At 69.2% G+C, this 14,955-nt stretch carries 16 protein-coding genes and 1 pseudogene; 16 read left to right on the top strand and 1 reads right to left on the bottom strand.

Annotation, left to right across the window (positions count from 1 at the left end; genetic code table 11):
• The first annotated feature begins 228 nt into the window (after positions 1 to 228).
• The 5 genes and pseudogenes from dop (at position 229) to prcA (ending at position 4,171) form a co-directional block, all read left to right on the top strand.
• Positions 229 to 1,740: a depupylase/deamidase Dop gene (gene dop, locus ACZ69M_RS19875; RefSeq protein WP_343323942.1), complete on the top strand. Its 1,512-nt coding sequence runs from the start codon at positions 229 to 231 to the stop codon at positions 1,738 to 1,740.
• 166 nt (positions 1,741 to 1,906) lie between these two features.
• Entirely contained in the window at positions 1,907 to 2,125 is a 219-nt protein-coding gene (locus tag ACZ69M_RS19870; protein ID WP_060902297.1) for a ubiquitin-like protein Pup, read from the top strand.
• 216 nt (positions 2,126 to 2,341) lie between these two features.
• Positions 2,342 to 2,569 (top strand): annotated as a pseudogene (locus tag ACZ69M_RS19865) (endonuclease VII domain-containing protein); the annotation flags it as partial.
• Complete coding sequence (prcB, locus tag ACZ69M_RS19860; RefSeq protein WP_352052348.1) at positions 2,521 to 3,366, top strand: proteasome subunit beta; 846 nt, start codon at positions 2,521 to 2,523, stop codon at positions 3,364 to 3,366. The pseudogene ACZ69M_RS19865 and the gene prcB, both read left to right, overlap by 49 nt.
• Before the next feature lie 58 nt (positions 3,367 to 3,424).
• Entirely contained in the window at positions 3,425 to 4,171 is a 747-nt protein-coding gene (gene prcA / locus ACZ69M_RS19855) for a proteasome subunit alpha (protein WP_067365348.1), read from the top strand.
• Positions 4,172 to 4,364: 193 nt separating this feature from the next.
• Here prcA and ACZ69M_RS19850 read toward each other — a convergent pair whose 3' ends face one another.
• Positions 4,365 to 5,381, bottom strand: a complete 1,017-nt coding sequence (locus ACZ69M_RS19850; RefSeq protein WP_470051406.1) for a LacI family DNA-binding transcriptional regulator — start codon at positions 5,379 to 5,381, stop codon at positions 4,365 to 4,367.
• 123 nt (positions 5,382 to 5,504) lie between these two features.
• Between ACZ69M_RS19850 and ACZ69M_RS19845 the strand changes: the two genes are divergently transcribed.
• From ACZ69M_RS19845 to ACZ69M_RS19795, 11 genes are all read left to right on the top strand, one after another.
• Entirely contained in the window at positions 5,505 to 6,764 is a 1,260-nt protein-coding gene (locus ACZ69M_RS19845; RefSeq protein ID WP_470051404.1) for an MFS transporter, read from the top strand.
• A 9-nt stretch (positions 6,765 to 6,773) separates the two neighbouring features.
• Positions 6,774 to 8,135: a Pup--protein ligase gene (pafA, locus tag ACZ69M_RS19840; protein WP_054231169.1), complete on the top strand. Its 1,362-nt coding sequence runs from the start codon at positions 6,774 to 6,776 to the stop codon at positions 8,133 to 8,135.
• A 129-nt stretch (positions 8,136 to 8,264) separates the two neighbouring features.
• A complete protein-coding gene (locus ACZ69M_RS19835; RefSeq protein WP_470051402.1) occupies positions 8,265 to 9,272 on the top strand; it encodes an FKBP-type peptidyl-prolyl cis-trans isomerase in 1,008 nt (335 codons plus the stop codon).
• Positions 9,273 to 9,341: 69 nt separating this feature from the next.
• Complete coding sequence (locus ACZ69M_RS19830; RefSeq protein ID WP_054231171.1) at positions 9,342 to 9,713, top strand: FKBP-type peptidyl-prolyl cis-trans isomerase; 372 nt, start codon at positions 9,342 to 9,344, stop codon at positions 9,711 to 9,713.
• 197 nt (positions 9,714 to 9,910) lie between these two features.
• On the top strand, positions 9,911 to 10,864 hold the full coding sequence (locus ACZ69M_RS19825; protein ID WP_054231172.1) for a helix-turn-helix transcriptional regulator: 954 nt from the start codon (positions 9,911 to 9,913) through the stop codon (positions 10,862 to 10,864).
• Between the two features lie 17 nt (positions 10,865 to 10,881).
• Positions 10,882 to 11,898 carry a helix-turn-helix transcriptional regulator gene (locus ACZ69M_RS19820; RefSeq protein WP_351303875.1) on the top strand — a complete coding sequence of 339 codons (1,017 nt, stop codon included), beginning with the start codon at positions 10,882 to 10,884 and terminating at the stop codon, positions 11,896 to 11,898.
• On the top strand, positions 11,895 to 12,272 hold the full coding sequence (locus ACZ69M_RS19815) for a hypothetical protein (RefSeq protein ID WP_470051399.1): 378 nt from the start codon (positions 11,895 to 11,897) through the stop codon (positions 12,270 to 12,272). Before ACZ69M_RS19820 ends, ACZ69M_RS19815 begins: the two co-directional genes overlap by 4 nt.
• Before the next feature lie 10 nt (positions 12,273 to 12,282).
• Positions 12,283 to 12,477 (top strand): hypothetical protein, encoded by a 195-nt coding sequence (locus tag ACZ69M_RS19810; RefSeq protein WP_470051397.1) that lies wholly within the window; start codon positions 12,283 to 12,285, stop codon positions 12,475 to 12,477.
• A 258-nt stretch (positions 12,478 to 12,735) separates the two neighbouring features.
• Positions 12,736 to 13,020 (top strand): Sec-independent protein translocase subunit TatA, encoded by a 285-nt coding sequence (tatA, locus tag ACZ69M_RS19805; protein ID WP_352052343.1) that lies wholly within the window; start codon positions 12,736 to 12,738, stop codon positions 13,018 to 13,020.
• 47 nt (positions 13,021 to 13,067) lie between these two features.
• Complete coding sequence (tatC, locus tag ACZ69M_RS19800; RefSeq protein ID WP_470051395.1) at positions 13,068 to 14,015, top strand: twin-arginine translocase subunit TatC; 948 nt, start codon at positions 13,068 to 13,070, stop codon at positions 14,013 to 14,015.
• A gap of 31 nt (positions 14,016 to 14,046) precedes the next feature.
• Positions 14,047 to 14,937, top strand: a complete 891-nt coding sequence (locus tag ACZ69M_RS19795) for a diacylglycerol kinase (protein ID WP_470051393.1) — start codon at positions 14,047 to 14,049, stop codon at positions 14,935 to 14,937.
• The last annotated feature ends 18 nt before the right edge of the window (positions 14,938 to 14,955 follow it).

Raw genomic sequence — 14,955 nt, 5'->3', positions numbered from 1 at the left:
GGGCGGCTGCGGGTGCCCTCCACGGGTACCCGCAGCCGACTGCTTTCCGGGGCACGGCTGGAGCAGAGCAATGACGCAAATGATCTCCCCACCAGCGCAGAGGCGTTCTAGGCTCTTTCGTACCGCCGAGTCGCGCGTTGCGGGGACGGGCACCGCACACGCACCGGAGCACCAGCGGTACTTGAGCAGCGCCCCCGACCGAGGGCGCTGCCGGGCAAGGAGGGCCGCATGACCGTACGGCGAGTAATGGGCATCGAGACGGAGTACGGGATCTCCGTCCCCGGCCACCCCAACGCCAATGCCATGCTCACCTCGTCCCAGATCGTCAACGCGTACGCGGCGGCGATGCACCGGGCGCGCCGCGCCCGCTGGGATTTCGAGGAGGAGAACCCGCTGCGGGACGCGCGAGGCTTCGACCTCGCCCGCGAGGCCGCCGACTCCAGCCAGCTCACCGACGAGGACATCGGCCTGGCCAATGTCATCCTCACCAATGGCGCACGGCTGTACGTGGACCACGCGCACCCGGAGTACAGCGCTCCCGAGGTCACCAACCCGTGGGACGCCGTCCTGTGGGACAAGGCCGGCGAGCGCATCATGGCGGAGGCCGCGGAGCGCGCGGCCCAGCTCCCCGGCGCCCAGCCGATCCACCTCTACAAGAACAACACCGACAACAAGGGCGCCTCGTACGGCACGCACGAGAACTATCTGATGAAGCGGGAGACCCCCTTCTCGGACATCGTGCGCCACCTCACGCCGTTCTTCGTCTCACGCCAGGTCGTCACCGGAGCGGGCCGCGTCGGTATCGGCCAGGACGGGCACGAGCACGGCTTCCAGCTCAGTCAGCGCGCGGACTACTTCGAGGTCGAGGTGGGCCTCGAGACCACGCTCAAGCGCCCCATCATCAACACCCGCGACGAGCCGCACGCGGACGCCGAGAAGTACCGCAGGCTGCACGTGATCATCGGTGACGCGAACCTGTCGGAGATCTCGACCTATCTCAAGCTGGGCACGACCGCCCTGGTCCTGTCCATGATCGAGGACGGCTTCATCGCCGTCGACCTGGCCGTCGACCAGCCCGTGCGCACGCTGCACCAGGTCTCGCACGACCCCACGCTGAAGCGGCTCGTCACGCTGCGCAGCGGACGCACGCTGACCGCGGTGCAGCTCCAGATGGAGTACTTCGAGCTGTCGCGCAAATACGTGGAGGAACGCTTCGGGGCGGACGCCGACGACCAGACCAAGGACGTCCTGGCCCGCTGGGAGGACACTCTCAACCGCCTGGAGAACGACCCGATGAGTCTCTCAGGGGAGCTCGACTGGGTCGCCAAGCGTGAGCTCATGGAGGGCTACCGGCGCCGTGACGGCCTCGACTGGGACGCGGCACGGCTGCACCTGGTCGACCTCCAGTACGCCGACGTACGGGCCGAGAAGGGCCTGTACAACCGTCTGGCGGCGCGCGGCAAGATGAAGCGGCTCCTGGACGAGCGGGACGTCGAGCGGGCCCGTACGAAGCCGCCCGAGGACACCCGTGCGTACTTCCGCGGGCGCTGTCTGGAGCAGTACGCGGACGATGTGGCGGCGGCCTCCTGGGACTCGGTGATCTTCGATCTGCCGGGCCGGGACTCGCTCCAGCGCGTCCCAACCCTGGAGCCGCTTCGCGGAACGCGTAATCACGTCAAGGAGCTCCTCGACCGCTGCCGTACGGCGGAAGACCTGGTCAGGGTCCTGTCGGGCGGCTGACCCGGCCGCCAGGGGCGTCGGAGCCCGGGCGGCACAACGGGGTGGAAAGACACGACGTCCGGGAATCATCGAGGTGGCTCCCGGACGTTGTAGCAACTGCGGGGCCGATGTCGGACCCTGCTTGTAGGGTCTGATCAAGAACGTCGAACCGAGCGGGGTGAGGGTTATGGCGACCAAGGACACCGGCGGCGGACAGCAGAAGGCGACGCGTTCCACCGAGGAGGTCGAGGAGCAGGCGCAGGACGCGCAGGTATCGGACGACCTCAAGGAACGCCAGGAGAAGCTGAGCGACGACGTCGACTCGGTTCTGGACGAGATCGACGACGTCCTGGAGGAGAACGCCGAGGACTTCGTGCGCTCCTTCGTCCAGAAGGGTGGCCAGTAGGCCGCTTTTCCCTTCGATTCGAAGGCCTTACTCGGAGGCGACTGAGCGCCGGAAGAGCTGGGCGTGAAGTGCTGCTCGCGGTGACGGGAATCCGTGCCGCGGGCAGCCTTCGTCGGCGATGCCCGGCGCTCGAAAGGGTGTCGTCTCTTCCCTGGGGCGGCGTGTGTCCAAAGGGCTCTGTGAGAGCAAAGGGCCCCGTGAGATCACGGCGGCTCCGCGTCATCAATGGGGCTCTGCGGGATCGGTCTGAAAGGTCCCGCAGTTCATGTGGATCACTGCCACGAGACGGGTAGGGTCCGTGGCGTACTGTGCTTCAACTGCAATTCGGCCATCGGCAAGTTGGGAGATGATCCCGACGCTGTTCGTCGGGCTGCCGCCTACTTGGAAGGATCCCCGTGGAAGCCAACACTCGTAGCACCGGGCGTCTACCGGCTGCCTTCCTGACGCCCGGTTCGTCGTCCTTCATGGACTTCCTGTCCGAGCACCAGCCGGAGATGCTGCCGGGCAAGCGGCAGCTGCCGCCCGTCCAGGGCGTGATCGAGGCCCCGCACGGCACGACCATCGTCGCCGTCACGTTCCCCGGCGGGGTCGTCCTCGCCGGCGACCGCCGGGCCACCATGGGCAACATGATCGCTCAGCGCGACATCGAGAAGGTCTTCCCGGCCGACGAGTACTCGGCGGTGGGCATCGCCGGTACGGCCGGTCTGGCCGTCGAGATGGTCAAGCTGTTCCAGCTGGAGCTGGAGCACTTCGAGAAGGTGGAGGGCACCACGCTCTCCCTGGAGGGCAAGGCGAACCGGCTCTCCACCATGATCCGTTCCAACCTCGGCATGGCCATGCAGGGCCTCGCCGTGGTCCCCCTCTTCGCGGGTTACGACGTGGACCGCGACAAGGGCCGCATCTTCTCCTACGACGTCACCGGCGGCCGCTCCGAGGAGCAAGGCTACGCCTCCACCGGCTCCGGCTCGATCTTCGCGCGCGGTGCCATGAAGAAGCTCTACCGGGACGACCTGACCGAAGAGCAGGCCACGACCCTCGTCATCCAGGCGCTGTACGACGCGGCCGACGACGACTCGGCGACCGGTGGTCCCGACGTCGCCCGCCGGATCTACCCGATCGTCACCGTGATCACCGAGGACGGTTTCCGCAGGCTCACCGACGACGAGTCCTCCGACATCGCCCGCGCGATTCTGGAGCGGCGTCTGGAGCAGCCGGACGGTCCGCGGGCCGCGCTGCTCTGAGCCCGGCTCCTTTTGCCAAGGTGACCCAGTGACTTCGACAGAAAGGGACGGATAACCGGTGTCGACGCCGTTCTATGTCTCACCCCAGCAGGCCATGGCCGACCGGGCGGAGTACGCCCGTAAGGGCATCGCCCGCGGTCGCAGCCTCGTTGTGCTGCAGTACGCCGACGGCATTGTGTTCGTCGGCGAGAACCCGTCCCGTGCGCTGCACAAGTTCAGCGAGATCTACGACCGGATCGGCTTCGCGGCCGCCGGCAAGTACAACGAATACGAGAATCTGCGGATCGGCGGCGTGCGCTATGCCGATCTGCGGGGTTACACCTATGACCGTGATGATGTGACCGCCCGTGGTCTGGCGAATGTGTACGCGCAGACGCTGGGTACGATCTTCTCCTCGGCCGCCGAGAAGCCGTACGAGGTGGAGCTCGTCGTCGCCGAGGTGGGGGAGACCCCCGAGGGCGACCAGATCTATCGGCTGCCGCACGACGGATCCATCGTGGACGAGCACGGGTCCGTCGCGGTGGGCGGCAATGCCGAGCAGATCAGCAGTTATCTGGACCAGCGCCACCAGGACGGGATGTCGCTGGCGGAGGCGCTGAAGCTGGCCGTGCAGTCGCTGTCCAGGGAGCCGAACGGGGGCGAGCGGGAGATCCCCGCGGAGCGCCTGGAGGTCGCGGTCCTGGACCGTACGCGTCCGCAGCAGCGCAAGTTCAGGCGGATCGTCGGGCGTCAGCTGGACCGGCTGCTGGAGGAGGGCGGCGCGGAGACCGCCACGGAGGCCGAGGACGCCGAAGACGAGGAGTGACCGTTGGTCTTCGCCCTGCCCGCCGGGTGCCGGTGGGTGGGGCGGGCAGGGCCGGTACATCAGCCCGTCGCCGCCGGATCGGACGTTGCCCTGTGGGGAGCCGTTTCCAGATCCGGACGTAAGCGACGGGCTTTGATGCACCGGCCCTGCCCCTTTCGTGCGTCGGCGGCTGCGGGTGCGTGGGGAGTGCGGTCTACGGGGAGCCTGGTGGGGCCGTGGAGCCCCGTACGACCAGCTGCACCGGGATGTCGCCCGCGGGGGGTGTTCGGCCGTCCAGGACGGCCAGGAGGGCTTCCATGCCGCGTTCGCCGAAGCGTTCCGCGTCCAGGCGGACGGTGGTGAGCTCCGGGTCGATGGCCTGGGCCAGGGCCAGGTCGTCCAGGCCCGTGACGGAGAGGTCCTCGGGGATGCGCAGGCCCAGGCGGCGGGCCGCCTTGTAGGCGCCCGCCGCCAGTTTGTCGTCGTCGCAGACCAGGGCGGTGGGGCGGGGGCCGGGGGCGGCCAGGGCCGAGCCCGCGGCGGCCACCGCGTCCTCGATGGAGATCGGCGCCCGGGTCGTGCGCAGGTCGGTGCCGGGGACCTCGGACAGGCGCTCGGCCAGTTCCCGGGCGCGTACCTCGAAGGTCCAGGACGGGATGTCCGCCGCCAGATGGAGGAAACGGCGGTGGCCCAGGGACAGGAGATGCTCGGCCACCTGTCGTACGCCGTCCGCGATGTCGAGGTTGACGGTGGCCGCGCCCAGGCTGCCCTCGGGGTCGCTGTCGAGCATCACCAGGGGGAGCTGGTCGCCCCGGATGGCGGTCAGGGCGTCCGCGGCCATGGAGGAGGCGATGACGCCGTCCAGGGCGGCCGCCGCGGAGCCGAACGGGTCACGGGCGGGGCCGATGCCCTCGGGGGAGGGGTACAGGACCACACCGAAGCCGTGTTCCGCCGCGACGCGGGCCGCGCCGGTGTAGACCCCGGCGAAGAACTCGGTGGTCAGTGCCGGGACGACCAGGAGGACCGTACGGGTGCGCCCCAGGCGGAGGTTGCGGGCGGCCAGGTTCGGGCGGTAGCCGAGCTCCTGGGCGGCCTCGCGGACGCGTTCCGCGGTCGTCTCGGCGACCCGGCCGCGCCACTTGTCGCCCAGCACCAGGGAGACCGCGGCCTGGGACACCCCGGCGGCCTGGGCGACGTCACGGCTCGTCGGGCGGGTGTTACCTCGTGCCACCGGCGACCTGCTCCTTCGTCTGGACTCGCGGACTGGGCTCATGGTACGTATGACCTAGGGCGTTATACGTAAAACCTCGTGTGCATGACCATCGGGCGTCACGCGTGACCGGAAGGGCATGACATGGCCGCGGGATACCTGGAGATCCTCAGGGCGAGGCACGCCGCACGGCTGCTCGCCGGCACGCTCACCGGGCGACTGCCGAACGCCACCGCCGCCATCGCCGTCGTGCTCTTCGTCCGGGCGGAGGGCGGGACGTACGGCCTGGCCGGTGCGCTCGCGGCCGTGTACGGGGTGGGCAACGCGGTGGGGCAGCCGCTGCTCGGGCGTCTCGTGGATCTGTACGGGCAGCCGCGTGTCCAGTTGCCGGCCGCGCTCGTCTCGGCCCTCGGGATGGGTGTCTTCGCCTTCTCGGGCACCGATCCGCTGCCGGTGGCGTATCTGGCGATGGTCGTCGCCGGGCTCTTCACGCCGCCCCTGGAGGGCGGTCTGCGGGCGTTGTGGCCCTCCGTGCTGCGCCGGCAGGAGCAGGTGCACACCGCGTACGCGATGGACGCCGTGGCGCAGGAAGTCATGTTCACCGTCGGACCGTTGCTGCTGACCCTGTGTGCCTCGCTCTGGTCCGCCCGGGCGGCGCTGCTGATCCTCAACGTCGTCGGGGTGCTGGGCGCCCTCTCCGTGGTCCTCTCGCCACCCTCGCGCGCGTGGCGTTCGGCACCGCGCGAGGCGCACTGGCTCGGCGCGCTGCGCTCACCCGGGCTGCTGGCGCTGCTCGGCGCGTTCCTGTGCGTGGGGATCGCGCTCGGCTCGATCACGGTCGCCGCGGTGTCGTACGCCGACGACCACGGCGGCGACGCGGTGTACGGCTGGCTGATGGCGGCCGTGGGGCTCGGGGCCCTCGTCGGTGGGACGGCGTACGGGGCGCGGCGGTGGAGCGGCGCGCCCGAGCGGCGACTGCGGGTGCTGGTCGCCCTTCTGGCGGTGTGTTATCTGCCACTCGTGCTGATGCCGGGCGTGGTCGCCATGACGGCCCTCGCGGCACTTGCAGGGGTCTTCCTGGCGCCCTGTATCGCCTGCGCCTTCATCATCGTCGACCGGCACGCGCCCAGGGGCACCGTCACCGAGGCGTTCTCCTGGCTTGTGACGACGTTCACCGTGGGCGCGTCGGTCGGAACGGGCCTCGCGGGCCCGGTCGTCGAGTGGGGCGGGGCGGTGTGGGGCTTCGCCCTGCCGGGTGCCGCGGGTGCCGCCGCGCTGGTGGTTCTGCTGGCCACGGGGCGGGTCCTCGCAGCTACCGGGGACGGTGCGGTCGTTGCGGTCTCATCGGAAAATGATCCAAACCGTGCCGTCGAACCCCGTTTCAGCTCGGGGGATCGGGCGTAATGTTCAGTCATGGACCGCCGCATTTTCGGGCTGGAGAACGAGTACGGCGTCACGTGTACGTTCAGGGGACAGCGTCGCCTGTCTCCCGACGAGGTGGCGCGGTACCTCTTCCGCCGTGTCGTGTCATGGGGCCGCAGCAGCAATGTCTTTCTGCGGAACGGTGCCCGCCTCTATCTCGACGTGGGATCACATCCGGAATACGCGACACCCGAATGTGACAACGTGACGGAACTCGTCACCCACGACAAGGCCGGCGAGCGCATTCTCGAAGGACTCCTGGTCGACGCCGAACGACGCCTGCACGAGGAAGGAATCGCGGGCGACGTCTATCTGTTCAAGAACAACACCGACTCGGCGGGCAACTCCTACGGGTGCCACGAGAACTATCTGGTGGCCCGGCACGGGGAGTTCTCCCGGCTCGCGGACATTCTCATTCCCTTCCTGGTCACCCGGCAGCTGCTGTGCGGTGCCGGCAAGGTGCTGCAGACTCCGCGCGGCGCCGTGTACTGCGTGAGCCAGCGCGCCGAGCACATCTGGGAGGGCGTCAGCTCGGCGACGACCCGCTCCCGGCCGATCATCAACACCCGCGACGAACCGCACGCCGACGCCGAGCGCTACCGGCGGCTGCACGTCATCGTCGGTGACTCGAACATGTCCGAGACGACGATGCTCCTCAAGGTCGGCGCCACCGACCTGGTACTGCGCATGATCGAGGCCGGTACGGTCATGCGCGACCTCACCCTGGAGAACCCCATTCGGGCGATCCGCGAGGTCAGTCACGACATCACGGGCCGGCGCAAGGTGCGTCTGGCCAGCGGCCGGGAGGCCTCCGCGCTGGAAGTGCAGCGGGAGTACTTCGAGAAGGCCGTGGACTTCTGCGAGCGCCGCGGCATCCGCACCGGCACGGTCGAGCAGGTGCTCGAACTGTGGGGCCGCACGCTCGACGCGATCGAGGCCGAGGACCTCGACCGTATCGGTACCGAAATCGACTGGGTGATGAAGTACAAGCTCATCGAGCGGTACCGGGCCAAGCACAACATGACGATGTCGCATCCCCGGGTCGCGCAGATAGACCTCGCATATCACGACATCCACCGGCGTCGTGGTCTGTACTACCTGCTGGAGAGGAAGGGACAAGCCACCCGGATCTGCAACGATTTGAAGATCTTCGAAGGCAAGTCCGTGCCGCCGCAGACCACTCGGGCCCGGCTGCGCGGCGACTTCATCCGGCGCGCTCAGGAGCAGCGCCGCGATTTCACCGTCGACTGGGTCCACCTCAAGCTCAACGACCAGGCACAACGGACGGTGTTGTGCAAGGACCCGTTCCGTTCGGTCGACGACCGGGTGGAGAAGCTGATCGCGGGAATGTGAGCGCTGAGTTCCGGGTGTGATGGCGGAACGCAACGCGGGGCGCCGTACGTTTTCCGTACGGCGCCCTTCTCACGTCGTAGAGTTGCGCGCACGCCATCAACCAAGATCGATCGATACGAGGCCCTCACCGTGCGCCGACGCTCCCTCATGATTGCCGTACCCGCCGGACTGGTCACGCTCGCCGGATGCGGTGACGACAAGTCGGACAAGGCCAAGTCCAGCACCAGTAGCCCGTCCCCGTCGACCGCCGCGTCCGCCTCGGCGGCGCCGCCGCCGAAGATCGTCGACGGTCCGCTGCCGGCGATCACGGCCGGGACGAAGTTCGGTGAGAAGCCGACCGTGGCCAAGGGCAGCGGCTCCCCGTCGAAGGACCTGGCGGTCAAGACGGTCATCGCGGGCGGCGGCAAGACGGTCGTGGAGAACGACTACATCCAGGCCAACTACCTCGGTCAGATCTGGGACACCGCCAAGGTCTTCGACAACTCCTACGACCGTAAGACGCCGCTGGTCATCCAGCTCGCGCAGGGCGGCATCATCGACGGCTGGCGCTATGCCCTGGTGGGCAAGAAGGTCGGCAGCCGCGTCCAGATGTCCGTGCCGCCCACCTGGGGCTACGGCTCGCAGGGCAACACGCAGGCGGGTATCAAGGGCACCGACACGCTGGTGTTCGTCGTCGACATCGAGAACACCTTCAACGCGAAGAGCTCCGCCCAGGGCAAGGAGGTCGCGCAGAGCGACGCCGCCCTCCCGAAGGTCGGTACCAACACCGACGGCAAGGCCCCCTCCATCGACGTGCCGAAGGCGGCGGCCCCGACGAAGCTCGTGGCGAACTACGTCCTCGAGGGCGACGGCGACGAGGTCAAGGCGGACAGCAGCGTCCTGGTGCAGTACAAGGGCGTGCTCTGGGACACCGGCAAGGAGTTCGACTCGACGTACAGCAGCGGCCGGCTGGCGTCGTTCTCGCTGCAGCAGGTCGTCAAGGGCTGGGCGCAGGGCCTGACCGGCAAGAAGGTGGGCAGCCGCGTCCTCATCGCCATTCCCCCGGCGCTGGGCTACGGCAACAACCCGCCGAGTGGCAGTGGCATCAAGAAGGACTCCACCCTGGTGTTCTCGGTGGACATCCTGGCCAAGATGTAACGCGTTGCGGGATGTGAGACTGTCGGTGTTGCTTTAAGGCCTTTTCGCGAACAAGCAGGAGCTAGAGACGTGAGCATCGAGAAGCCCGAGATCGACTTCCCGGGCGGCGAGCCCCCGGCGGACCTCGAGATCAAGGACATCTGGGAGGGCGAAGGCCAGGTCGCCAAGGCCGGCGACTTCGTCAAGGTCCACTACGTGGGCGTGGCCTTCTCCACCGGCGAGGAGTTCGACGCCTCCTGGAACCGCGGCGCCCCGCTGGAGTTCCAGCTCGGTGTCGGTCAGGTCATCAGCGGCTGGGACCAGGGTGTGCAGGGCATGAAGGTCGGCGGCCGTCGCCAGCTGGTCATCCCGGCGCACCTCGCCTACGGCGACCGTGGCGCCGGCGGCCGAATCGGCCCCGGCGAGACGCTGATCTTCGTCTGCGACCTGGTCGCGGTCTGATCCACGGCCGGATCGGGTCGTGATCCGATCAGCATGAGGGTCGGGTTCCCGCCCGATCTTCGTACGCTCTGTGATCGGGATTCGTCCGAAGCCGATCACCTGGGGCCCATGCCTGCCCGGGCATGGGCCCTCGGCTTTTGCCGGGGCACTCCGGAGCGGTACGGTCATCGGTCGGAAGCACCATAGGAAGGGCGTCGATGGCCATTGCCAAGGCCGAGCGGCTGATGAACCTCGCGCTGTGTCTGCTCGGGACGCGGCGGCCGCTCAGCAAGCGCGAACTCCGCGAGTCCATCGAGGCCTATCTGGAAGCCGGGTCGGACGACTCCTTCAACCGGATGTTCGAGCGCGACAAGGACGATCTGCGCGAGCTGGGCCTGGTCATCGAGACGGTGGAGAACCTCGACGGCGAGGTCGGCTATCTCGCCCGCCGTGACAGCAACCGCCTGCCGCCCATCACCCTCGACGCCGAGGAGGCCGCCGCCCTCGGCCTCGCCGCCAAGGTCTGGCAGCAGGCCCGGCTGGCCGGCGCGGCGAGCGGTGCGTTGCAGAAGCTGCGCGCCGCCGGGCTGCCCGAGGACTTCGACCCCTACGAGGCGCATGGCGCCCTCGAACCGCACATCCCCGTGCACGAGGCAGCCTTCGAGCCGCTGATGCTGGCCTGCCGCGACCGCCGCCCGGTCGTCTTCGACTACCGCAAGGCCACCGCCGCCCACCCCGAGACCCGGCAGGTCGAGCCGTGGGCGCTGGAGTGCTGGCGCGGTCACTGGTACCTGGCGGGCTGGGACCGCGACCGCGGCGCCGAGCGCGTCTTCAGGCTCTCGCGGATCACCGGCAGGGTCCGCTCCCGCGCGGGGCGCTACACCGCCGAGGTGCCCGACGTCGTCACGGTGCGGGAGACCGTGGCGAGCTGGGCGGGCGAGATCGCCGACCGCTCCGCGCTGATCCGGCTGCGCACCGGCTCCGGCTACCCGCTGCGGGCCAAAGCGGTCTCCGTACGGGAACTCGGCGACGGCTGGGACGAGTTGGAGATTCCGTACGGGCACGGCCTGGACGCCTGGCTCGTCGAGTTCGGGCCCGACGTGGTGGTCCTGGAGCCCGCCGAGCTGCGGGCCGATGTAGTGGACCGGCTGCGCGCCGTGGCCAAGGGCTGAGGGGGAACGTAGAGAACGTGGCAGGAAAACCGGCCAGGCCCACGAACGCGATCGACCAGACCCGGCGGATGCTCTCCCTGGTGACCTATCTGCGCGAGCGCCCCGGCGCGCACGTCGGGGATGTCGCCCGGGCCTTCGGGATCACCGAGGACGAGCTGATCTCCGACCTCGACGTGCTGCCGCTGTGCGGGACCAGCTTCCGTGGCGGTGACCTCCTCGACATCGACACCGACGGCGACCGCATCTGGTGGCACAACCCCGACGACGTCGCCGAACCCCTGCGTATCGCCGCGGACGAGGCGACCGCGCTGCTGGTGGCCGCCCGCGCGGTGTCCACGCTGCCCGGGCTGCGCGAGGGCGACCGGCAGGCGCTGCTGCGCGCCACCGCCAAGGTGGAGGCCGCCTCGGGCGAGGCGGCGGGCGCCAGCTCCCGCCTCTCGGTGACCTTCGAGTCCGAGGGCGGGGTCTTCGCGGACGTCGACCGGGCGATCTCCGAGCGGCGCCGGCTGTGGATCCGCTACTACTCGCCCTCGCGTGACGAGCTCACCGAGCGCGAGATCGACCCGATCCGCCTGGTCAGCGTCGGGCACACGTACGTGGAGGCCTGGTGCCGCCGCTCCGAGGCGCGCCGCACCTTCCGGCTCGACCGGGTCGCCGAGATCCGCATCCTCGACGAGCCGTCCGCGCCGCCCGAGATCGAGCTGCGGGACCTCTCCGAGGGCCTGGTGCAGCCCGCGGCCGAGGATCCCGAGGTGGTCGTCGAGGTCGGTCCTGGCGGGCGCTGGGTCGCGGAGTACTACCCGCACGACAGTGCGGATGAGCTGCCGGAGGGCGGGCTGCGTATCACCTTGCGGACCCCCGACCCCGCGTCGCTGCGCCGGCTGGCGCTGCGCCTGGGCCGGGACGGCCGGATCGTGTCGCCCCCTGAGCTGGCGGACAGCGCCCGTGAGGCGGCTCGTGAGGCACTCGCGGCCTACGACGGGCTCGAGGGAGATCAGGACGGACCGTACGACAGGCAGGAGCAGGGGCTTTGACCACGTCGGCGATGTCGGGCGCGTCGGGGAATGCCGGTACCTCGCAGAGGGCCGGCGGGTCGGTGAAGGCGGGCGGTACGGAGCGCGCCGGTGTGTCCTCGGGCGCGGCGGAGATGACGGTCGTCACCGCGTTCGCCGGTATGCGCAGAGTCGCCGACGTGCTGTTCAAGGCCGGCTGCCCCGACTGCCGGGCCGCTCTGGAGCTCAGGGCGAACGCCCTGATGCTGGCCATCGGCGCCACCAGCCGCACCACGTTCTACTCCTTCACCTGCACCGAGTGCGGCTCGGCCGTCCGCAAGCCCGCGGGCGAGCGCATCGTCGAACTCCTCACCGGCGGCGGGGTGCGCACACTCCGCCTGCACTCCAAGACTTAGGCTCGATCCCATGTTCTGGCCGATGTTCGCGATTGTTGTGGGTTTTCTGGGAATCACCGTTCTCGGCGTGCTCGCTGTCCGTGTCTTCGTGGAAGCGGAACGTCTGGGGAAGCAGGTGACGGACTCGGCGCGCCGGATCAACCAGGCGGCCGACGACCTGGAGCGGGCGGCCGTCGGGGTCGCGCGCTCTGTGGATGCCGTATGACCTTCCAGGGATCCAGGTATGAGTCCGTCGAGGTATGTGCAATGAGGCGTTTGAGCCTGTCGACTTGCCGGTGAGGACGGGTACGCTTCTGATCGCGGTCCGGAGACGAGGCGCGGGCCGCGAACTGGGAGTACGCACAGGGATTGCCCCGCGTTCACCCCTGAGCGTTACGATCGCTGTCATCACGACGTTCGGGCACATGTCCGACCGATCGGACAGCACCCCGACCCAGCCGCCTCGGTGAGAAGGTAAAGACTTATGTTCGGAAGGCTCGGCGCTCCCGAGATCATTCTCATCCTCGTCGTCATCATCCTGCTGTTCGGCGCGAAGAAGCTTCCGGACATGGCGCGTTCCCTCGGCAAGTCCGCGCGCATCCTGAAGAGCGAGGCCAAGGCGATGAAGGACGAGGGCAGCAACCCCGCCCCGGCCGGTCCGCCCAGCACCGACGAGCAGACCCCGGCTCAGCGCACGATCCAGGCCGCGCCCGGCGATGTGACCAGCTCCCGCCCGGTCACCGAGCCGACGGACACGACCAAGCGCTGACGCAGGGCCGGACGCCTCCGGCCCGCCGCACGAGATGAGGACGTGGGTTGCTCAAGTCTGCCCGCAAGAAGGAGAAGGATCCCGAGGGACGGATGCCCCTTGCGGACCACCTTCGTGAGCTCCGCAACCGGCTCGCGAAGGCGATGCTGGCCATCGTCATCGTCACGGTCGTGGCCGCCTTCTACTACAACGACATCATCAACTTCTTCACCAAGCCGGTGCTGGACTCTGTCGGGTGTCCTTCGACCTTCGCCCAGCTGGCGAAGATGCCCAAGGGCCAACAGTGCGCGCAGATCACGATCAACGGTCTGCTCGCTCCCTTCACCCTGGCGTTGAAGGTCTCGTTGATGGCCGGTGTCGCGATCGCCTCCCCGATCTGGCTCTACCAGCTCTGGGCGTTCGTCGCGCCGGGTCTGCACAGGAACGAGAAGAAGTACGCGTACGCCTTCGTCGGCACCGGCGTTCCGCTCTTCTTCGCCGGTGGGCTCTTCGCCTACAAGGTGCTGCCCACCACCGCGAAGGTCCTGATGGGGTTCACGCCGGACGGCGTGAACAACCTGTTGCCGCTGGACGACCTGCTCGACCTGGTCACGCGCATGGTGCTCGTCTTCGGTCTCTCCTTCGAGCTGCCGCTGCTGCTGGTCATGCTCAACCTCACCGGCATCCTCACCGGCAAGCGCATGCTCGGCTGGTGGCGGGCCATGATCATGGGCATCACGGTGTTCGCGGCCGTCGCCACGCCGAGCACCGACCCGCTGACGATGCTGGCGCTCGCGGTACCGATCTGGGTCCTGTACTTCGGCGCCGTCGTCTTCTCGCTGCTGAACGACCGGCGCAAGCGGCTCCGCGCGGCCGAGGGTCCGGCCGACGACGAGGCGTCCGACCTGGACCTCACGCCCGAGGACATCGGCGAGGTCGAGAGCGTGTCGGCGAACCGCACGCTGCCCGAGCAGTCGGGCACGGACCGGGTCAACGGTTATGACGACGTGACCTGACGAAGCCCGGTGATCTCGTAAGGTCAGGGCCGTGACCAGCGAGATCACCCTCTTCGTCAACCCCGCCGCGGGACGCGGCCGGGGCGCCCACGCGGCGCAGCCGGCCGCTTTCGCATTGCGGGCGGCGGGATTCTCCGTCCGTACGGTCCTCGGGGAGAACGCCGAGGACGCCCTCACACGCGCGCGTGCGGCCGTCGAGGGCGGCACCGGCGCCCTGATAGCCGTCGGGGGCGACGGCATGGCGAACCTCGCCCTCCAGGCCGTCGCCGGCACCCGCACCCCGCTCGGCCTGGTCGCCGCCGGCACCGGGAACGACTTCGCCCGCGCCCTCGGACTTCCGGTGCGCGACCCGGCGGCCGCGGGACGGCTGATCGCCGAGTCCCTCAAGGGGGCGCGGCTGCGCGACATCGACCTGGGCCGGGTGAACGGCACCTGGTTCGCCACCGTCCTCGCCTCCGGCTTCGACTCCCGGGTCAACGATCGCGGCAATCGCATGCGGTGGCCGGTCGGCCGCTTCAAGTACGACCTCGCCATGCTCGCCGAACTGGCCGCCCTCAGGCCCCTCCCGTACCGGATCACCCTGGACGACGGCGAGGTCCGGGAGATCGCGGCGACCCTCGTGGCGGTCGGCAACGGATCGTCGTACGGCGGCGGGATGAGGATCTGCGCGGACGCCGACCTGGAGGACGGGCTGTTCGACGTCACGGTCGTCGGGGAGTGCAGCCGTACGACCCTGCTCAAGGTGTTCCCCAGGGTCTACCGGGGCACCCACCTCGACCACCCCGTCGTCACCGTGCACCGGGCCGTCAAGGTCGAGCTCGTCGCCGAGGGTGTCACCGCGTACGCGGACGGGGAGCCGCTGGGGCCGCTGCCGCTCACGGCGGAGTGCGTACCCGCCGCGGTGCGCGTGGCCGTTCCCTGAGCTGCGGGAATCCGGGGT

Source organism: Streptomyces sp. NPDC107454 (genome assembly GCF_055582885.1).
Note: the sequence above shows the minus strand (reverse complement) of the source record. Positions and strands in the feature narration are given on the sequence as shown.